Below are 8,103 nucleotides of genomic sequence, written 5' to 3'. Positions count from 1 at the left end.
ATGAAATTTGAGACGTTGAATTATGCTATTCAGGATGTTCGGAAAGAAGCAAGACAAGCTGCTGCTATTGGTCTAGCAGTATCTAATTTAAGCTATGACGATACACCGGGAAAATTAAGTTTTTCATTTGGTACGGGTGTATGGCGCAGTCAATCTGCACTTGCTCTTGGTGCTGGTTATATGTCTGAAAATGGAAGATTTCGCTCTAACGTATCTGCAACGAGTTCTGGGGGACATTGGGGGGTAGGTGCTGGATTTAGGGTAACACTGAATTAACAATAGAAAATTCGAAATAAATTTTCCTTCTCTTATCAAATGCGTTACATGTGCCATTTAAAGAGAAGGAAAGTTATTTTCATCATAAATGAATAGCAATAGAAGATAAGGGCGTATTTCGAGTAAAAATATATTTTTTATTATGAAATTTTATATGAAAAAATCATTTATCATCTCCAAAAGGAATTATTTGAGTAATCGATATTTATTTTTAATATATTGTAATAATATTATTAATGAATGCAGCATTGTTTTTTATGACAAGATAGGGGGTATTTTATTTTGCATAATTCGACTGCTGATAAGATTATTATTGGATTGTATAATGCCATAAAAGGTGATCAATTACATGACAGTGAGCAGCAGATTAAGACAGTTTTTAATGATGCGAAAAAATATATAGATAAATGTTTTTCTGAATCCATAGTATAATGCAATGAGTAATGTTGTTAATGATGCAAAATCTTACACGGATACAAAATTTGAAGCATTAAGATGTGATATTAAGACAGCTCAGAAAGAAGCAAGACAGGCATCCTCTGTTGGTTTAGAAGTATCGAATTTAAGTTATTTTAATATCCTTTGGTCTTTAAGTCTTTGTTTTGGTAGTGGTTTATGGCGTAGTCGATTGGCTTGAGCTATTGGAACCGTTTATATGTCAGAAGATGGAAAGATTCGCTCTAATATATCTGTCACGAGTGCAAGAGGTTACAGGGGGTTAAGTGCAGGAGTAAACTTAACACTGCATTAATAATAAAAAACGCATTCGCCCTTGTTTCATCAGACAAGGGTAAAAATTTTATAAAGAAGTGATATTTTACACAGAAACTCATAGAGTAGTATACTTGTAAAGTTTTATAACAATGTATTCTGTAATAATAATCTTAGTGGGACTAATTTTAGTTACAGTGAAGCATTTTAACAAAAAAAATTACAAATGCAGAGTGATGTTTTTATATAAATTAATAGAGCACGCGTAATCGCACAATATTTTAAAACTGTACAGTTTATAATTTTATTAATAGGAATATCCACTAGGGGGTATGCTTAAAGAAATAAAAAATCTCATTTTTTCCATTTTTATTATTTTCTTTGTATGTAGCAGCGGGAATGATTAAGTAAGACTCACTTTGATCACAACAGGGATATTTAAAGCATAACTATGCACCAGCACTTTTATAAAAGCCTAAAGTGTAAACAATGAGGCTATGAATTCTAGAATTATTTCAAGAATCAGAAAGACGCATTATATAAAAATATAAAAAAATAATTAAATTATTTTTTCCTTGCTATTTTTTAATAATCTGTATAGAGTGCGAAAAATTAATTAAAAGAAACTAGAAATCTTCTCGCAAAGCGGGGTGCGGTAAGTTATGGAAAAATTACAAAATCACAATCGTCTGATCTCAAAAAGCTTTAAGAGATACAAATATAAAACTCATGGGTATCTCGCCTATTTTCACGACAAAAGCACAATAACCCTACAAAAAACGCTCTAAATTACTCAACAAACAACTTAACTCCCTTGCGCAATAAACACCCTTTATTGCCTCTTAAACACACAACACTTAATAATAGCGCGCAAACATGTTTTTTCTACACTTCTTTCACCTTTCTTCGCCTTTAAATTTAAAGGCTCTGCTACAGAAAGAAAATCCCCCCTAAAAGGGGAAAATAAACCTTATTAATCGGACTATCAATCAAGGTGGACTACAACCTCATTGATATCTTAGATAGTCCTCTTCCGCATTATGACAACCCTAATCTTTTATAAAACAAGAAAAAACTACCTCTAGAGCTTAGTAGCACCGGAATATGTCTTTTTAATGTTTTCAATATGTTTTTTTTACTTAGAGGATTTATTATGAAAAAAATATTATATACCACACCACACACACTAGCAGTGAGTAATTTAAAAAATTCTTGCTCGTCTTATCGATTACCTTTTATAAAAACGCTTTCATTAGTGTCAGTAGCTGCCTTTTTATCAAATGCTTCTCCTGTTTTTGCTTGTGATCTTTGGGGTAATGTAGCGCAGTATTTTGGTGGAGGTACAAATATACGTAAAAGTATTGCGCCAACCTATATAATTAACGGTAAAATATATAGAGATGTTGGTTCTGCGTTGTATGGTTTGGAGAATTATGTCGCTGAAACTAGGTATGATAAGTTTGTTAAGCAAGATGCATCAGGACTTATTACAATTGGTGCGGACGTAGGTGGCAATAGAATAACTATCGCAAATAGCTCTCATGGATTGAGGACTCTTACTGGTGTTGCTGATGGTTGGGTTTCGCCAATCTCGTATGATGCAGTCAATGGTTCTCAGCTTTTTTCCCAAGGCATCAGTACTGCGATCTCTTTTGGCGGTGGTGCTGGATACGATAGAAAAGGAAACTGGATAGCTCCTACTTTTACAGTTAAGGTCTTTGATAAAAATGGTAATGGAACTGAAAAGGACTATAAGAATGTTGCGGATGCCTTTACTGGCGTAAGTAGTTCTTTCACGAATCTTGATAAAAAGATTGAGAATATAGTCATTGATGGGACAGGTGATAATCTTGTTAAGCAAGATGATACCGGACTTATTAGCATTGGTGGAAAAGTAAGTGGGGCCAGGGTAAATATCGCGAATGTTGATAATGTGGCACGGACTCTTGCGGGTGTTAAGGCTGGTTCGATTACAGCAACATCGACTGATGCGATAAATGGCTCTCAATTTTATGCCATGAGCAATGTAGCTGCTAGTTATTTTAGTGATAATGCTGGATATGATAAAGATGGAAATTGGAATGCTCCTACTTTTACAGTTAAGGTTTTTGATAAAAATGGTAGTGGGACTGAAAAGAACTATAAGAATGTTGGGGAAGCGCTTTCTGGTGTAAGTAGTTCTTTTACGAATCTTAATCAAAAGATCGAAAGTGTGACAGGTGATAGTTTTGTTAAGCAAAATAGCGCTGGGCTTATTACGATTGGTGGAGACAAGGGTGGTGATAGAATAGATATTGCAAACGGTATTAATTTTCCACGAGTTCTCTCTGGTGTTAAAGGGGGTGCATTCACGGCAACATCGACTGAAGCAGTAAATGGTAGTCAGATTTATCTTATGACTCAGGCATTTGCAAGTTATTTTGGCGGTGGTGCTGGATATGATAAAGCGGGAAAATGGTCACCTCCTACATTTACAGTTAAAGCCTTTGATAAGGATGGTAATGAAACTGAGAAAAACTATACTAATGTTGCAGATGCGTTTTCTGGTGTTAATAGTGCTTTGGCAGGTTTAAATCATCAGGTTGTTGAGATAAAGAGTAAGCCTGGTATTGAAGAAAGAAATAAGCCCTCTCAAACTGATAGTTCGGATATTATTTCAGAAGGCTTTCCTTTTATGAGAAGCTTACCTAGTGCTTCAGGTAATGTGAAGGTTCCAACTACGATAACTGTTGCTCCTAAATCACCATTAAAACAAGTAAGTTTTATGAGTAGTGAAGGTGAAAGCCGGCGTCTTTTTGATATTGCTGCTGGTGAGATTTCAGAAACGTCGACTGATGCTATAACCGGTTCTCAGCTCTATTCGATAAACAACCAGATTGCTACTTATTTCGGTGGTGGTTCTGGATATAAAGGTGGAAATTGGAGTGCTCCGACTTTCACAGTTAAAGCCTTTGATAAGGACGGGAATGAGATTGATAAAGAGTATACTAATGTCGCGGATGCATTTGCTGGCGTTAATAGTGCTTTGGCAGGTTTAAATCATCAGGTTGTTGATATGAAGAATGGCCTTGGTCTTGGTGAAACAGAGGGTAAATCACTAGATGGTGGTCCTTCGGATGTTATTTCAAAAGGCTTTCCTTTTATGAGAAGCGCACGTTTTCTAAGAAGCTTACCTCTTGCCATAGATGAGGAAGAAAGCGCCATAGATGAGGCGGATAATTCAACCACGGTAACTGTTGCTCCTAGTGAAATTTTAGAAAAGTCAACTTATGAGGTGACTGACAGTCAGTTTCAGGATATGCGTAACAAGGTAACCGACGTTACAGGCAGGGTAACAGAAGTTGAAAAAAAGGTGAATGTTGCGGTTAGCTATGATACCGATGATAGCGGAAAGAAAATCAATAGCATCACTCTAAAAGGTGTCGATGACAGTGATCCTGTTTTGATTACGAATGTTCAAGATGGAAAAATTGAACATGACTCTAAGGACGCAGTGAATGGTGGTCAGTTATACGATCATACCGCGGAGCAGATGAAGATTACTCTTGACAGTGCGAAAAAGTATACGGACGATCAAGTCAATAATGGTGTTAATGCGGCGAAATCCTATACCGATATGAAGTTTGACGCACTAAGTTATGATATTACGAATGTGCGCAAAGAGGCAAGGCAAGCAGCAGCGATTGGTTTGGCAGTCTCTAACTTACGTTACTTCGATGACCCAGGATCTGTGAGTGTTTCATTTGGTGGTGGTTTTTGGCGTGGACAATCTGCCTTTGCGATTGGTGCAGGTTATACATCTGAAGATGGCAAGATTCGTTCTAATCTATCAGCAACCAGTGCTGGCGGTCAGTGGGGTGTAGGTGGTGGAATAACTCTGAAATTAAAATAACACCAGAGAATATGAAAAACTACAATTTAAGCGAAGTTTCGCCCTTGTCTCATCAGACAAGGGCGAAATTTTATATTATAGAGAAGTAATATTTTACAGAGAAAGCCATAGAGTAGTATAATTATAAAGTTTCATAACAATGTATTCTATAGTAATAATCTTGGTGATCTTGATTTTAGTAAAAAGTGAATTATTTTAACAAATATTTTATAAATACAGCGTAATACTCTCATATAAATTGATAGAGTGCGTAATCGCACAGTATTTTAAATAATCGCACAGTATTTTAAAACTGTACGTTCTATAATTTCATTTATAGAAAATATCCATTGGGGGGATACGTTTAAAAAAATCAAAAATCGCATTATTATTATTTTATTTATTTGCTCTGTACACAGCAGTAGCAATCATAAGGCACGCAACAGCGGCAATTATTAGTAAGACTCATTTTGATCAAAATGGAACACCTAAAACAAACGATTAAACAGAACTTCTAGACAAGTCTATAGTGCATGGAATCTATGAATTTTAAAGTTATAAGGATATTTTACGATTGTATAAATCGGAAAGACTCATTCTGTAAAAATAATTAAATTCATTTTCCTCTTGCTATTTTACGCAATAGTCTATAACATCGCGAAATATTCTTTAGTAAGACTCATTTTGGTAAAAACAGAAAGATGCTCGCAAGGGGGGCGCGACGGATTATGAAAAAAAACAATCACCTTCATTTTATTTTGAAGCTCTTTGAGAGAAAAAAATCTAAAGCTCAAGAGTATGCTTCTTACCCCCGCGATAAAAGCGTAATGATTTCACAACAAGTACTCTAAATCATTCAGCCGACAACTTAACCTTTTCCCCTAATAAACATTACAGCCTCTTAATTATACAAAATGAACTCTTTTACTTTAAAAACTATAAACCGCAGATCTAACAATAGGACGCAAGTATGTCTTCTTCATATCCGTTTTTCACCTTCATTCAGGAGTTTTGTTGCAAAAAAAAGCATCCTTCTTAAAAGCGGAAAAAATAAAAAACCCATTAACCAAACCTTTAATCAACGTCCATCACAACCTTGCCGGACTTCTAATTACTTCTGTTCGCCTCTGCGGCAAACTCAAACTTTATAGAGAACAAACAAAAATCACGTCGTTAATCACCCCTAGCACTGAAATATGACTTTTTAATGTTCTAAATATGTATTTCTTATTTGGAGAATTTGTTATGAAAAAATTATATACCACACCAAAAGCGCTAGTGGTGAATGATTGTAAAAATTCTTGCTCGTTTTATCGACGGCTTTTTATTAAAGCGCTTTCATTGGCTTCAGTGATTATATTTTTATCAAATGTTTCTCCTGTTGCTGCTGCTACTCAGATTTTAAATAACATATCAAACGACTTTAGTGGTGGTACAAATGCGCTTAAAGCTATTCCGCCAGCCTACGTAGTTGGCAGTAAATTGTATAGAGATAGTGGCTCTGCATTTGTGGAGGGGGAGGATGCCCCCAAGAACTTAAGTCTTAATATTAAGTTTCAGACTAAAGCTGCTTTTGATGCTGCATTTGCAGGTACGGAAGGTTATAAGAATGTAGAAGGTTATAAAAGTGTTGCTGATGCATTTTCTGGCGTGAAGAGTGTTTCCACAAGTTTAAATCATCAGATTGTTGAGATAAAGGAACCCCATGCTATTGGGGAAAAGCAAGATAATTTATCTCAAAGTGATGATAGGCATGAAAACACAGGCAGCTTTCCTTTTTTAAGAAGCTTACCCAGTGGACTAGCCCGAGCGGATGATGAAAGGAAGATAACTCTTGCTCCTACCTCACCATTAACTATAGTAACTTTTCGGAGTAGTGAAGGTAAGACACGGCGTCTTGAGGATATTTCTCCTGGTGAACTCTCAGAAACGTCAACCGATGCCGTTAATGGTTCCCAGCTTTATGCTCTAGGTGATAAAGTTGCAAAATCTTTAGGTGGTAACGCTAAGTATGAGAATGGCACGTGGACTGCTCCTACATTCAAGGTTAAGCGCTTCAATTCTGATGGTGACGTTACTGACTCGACTTATGACAGTGTCGCGACTGCCTTTGCCGGTGTTGGTGATTCTATCGCGAATATTAAAAATGAGATTAGCAAAGAAATTGCTGGTGAAAAAAGTGATTCTTTAATCTGGAGCCAAACGGCGAATGCCTTTGTAGCGACGCATGGGGATAGTAAAGAGAACAGCAAGATTACGTCTCTTAAAAATGGAGACATTAGTAGAACGTCAACGGATGCTGTAGCTGGTAACCAGCTATATGCTCTAGGGAGCAATGTTGCGAAGTCTTTAGGTGGTGGTGCTAAGTATGAGGATGGCCACTGGAGCAAACCTAAGTTCACGGTTAAAACAGTAAAATCTGATGGTACTGAGAGTGAGGAGAGCTATACAGATGTGGCTTCAGCGTTTGCCGGTGTAGGCACTTCTTTCACGGATTTACATAAAGAGATTACCAATGAAATTAGCACTGCTCAGGCTGATGCGTTGTTGTGGGATAAGGCTAAAGGTGCGTTTGTAGCGACGCATGGAGAGAAAGATAGCAAAAGCAATAGCAAGCTTACATCTCTTTTAGATGGTTCGATTAATGCTGGTTCCACGGATGCCGTAACGGGTAATCAGCTTTATGCTCTAGGTGATAAAGTTGCAAAATCTTTAGGTGGTAACGCTAGGTATGAGAATGGCACGTGGACTGCTCCTACATTCAAGGTTAAGCGCTTCAATTCTGATGGTGACGTTACTGACTCGACTTATGACAGTGTCGCGACTGCCTTTGCCGGTGTTGGTGATTCTATCGCGAATATTAAAAATGAGATTAGCAAAGAAATTGCTGGTGAAAAAAGTGATTCTTTAATCTGGAGCCAAACGGCGAATGCCTTTGTAGCGACGCATGGGGACAGTAAAGAGAACAGTAAGATTACGTCTCTTAAAAATGGAGACATTAGTAGAACGTCAACGGATGCTGTAGCGGGTAACCAGCTATATGCTCTAGGGAGCGATGTTGCGAAGTCTTTAGGTGGTGGTGCTAAGTATGAGGATGGCAAATGGAGCAAACCTAAGTTCACGGTTAAAACAGTAAAATCTGATGGTACTGAGAGTGAGGAGAGTTACACAGATGTGGCTTCAGCGTTTGCCGGTGTAGGCACTTCTTTCACGGATTTACATAAAGAGATTACCAATGAAATTAG

Annotated in this window: 3 protein-coding genes and 1 pseudogene; all 4 read left to right on the top strand. The window is 37.0% G+C overall.

The features are described 5' to 3' along the window. Window positions 1-276: YadA-like family protein (locus ACFIK3_RS08815; protein ID WP_375631735.1), on the top strand; the 276-nt coding region annotated here is incomplete at its 5' end. Between the two features lie 436 nt (window positions 277-712). After that, a complete protein-coding gene (locus tag ACFIK3_RS08810; RefSeq protein ID WP_273791568.1) occupies window positions 713-913 on the top strand; it encodes a hypothetical protein in 201 nt (66 codons plus the stop codon). 1,227 nt (window positions 914-2,140) lie between these two features. Next, on the top strand, window positions 2,141-4,879 hold the full coding sequence (locus tag ACFIK3_RS08805) for a YadA-like family protein (protein WP_375676565.1): 2,739 nt from the start codon (window positions 2,141-2,143) through the stop codon (window positions 4,877-4,879). A gap of 1,224 nt (window positions 4,880-6,103) precedes the next feature. Next, window positions 6,104-8,103 (top strand): annotated as a pseudogene (locus ACFIK3_RS08800) (hypothetical protein); the annotation flags it as partial.

The sequence above is a fragment of the Bartonella sp. CB10SXKL genome (genome assembly GCF_042195515.1).
In the GTDB taxonomy this organism is placed as follows: domain Bacteria; phylum Pseudomonadota; class Alphaproteobacteria; order Rhizobiales; family Rhizobiaceae; genus Bartonella.
Note: the sequence above shows the minus strand (reverse complement) of the source record. Positions and strands in the feature narration are given on the sequence as shown.

Excerpts from the sequence above, each read along its gene's own strand:
- ACFIK3_RS08810 (WP_273791568.1), top strand. The coding sequence starts at position 713 with ATGAGTAATGTTGTTAATGATGCAAAATCTTACACGGATACAAAATTT.
- ACFIK3_RS08805 (WP_375676565.1), top strand. The coding sequence starts at position 2,141 with ATGAAAAAAATATTATATACCACACCACACACACTAGCAGTGAGTAAT.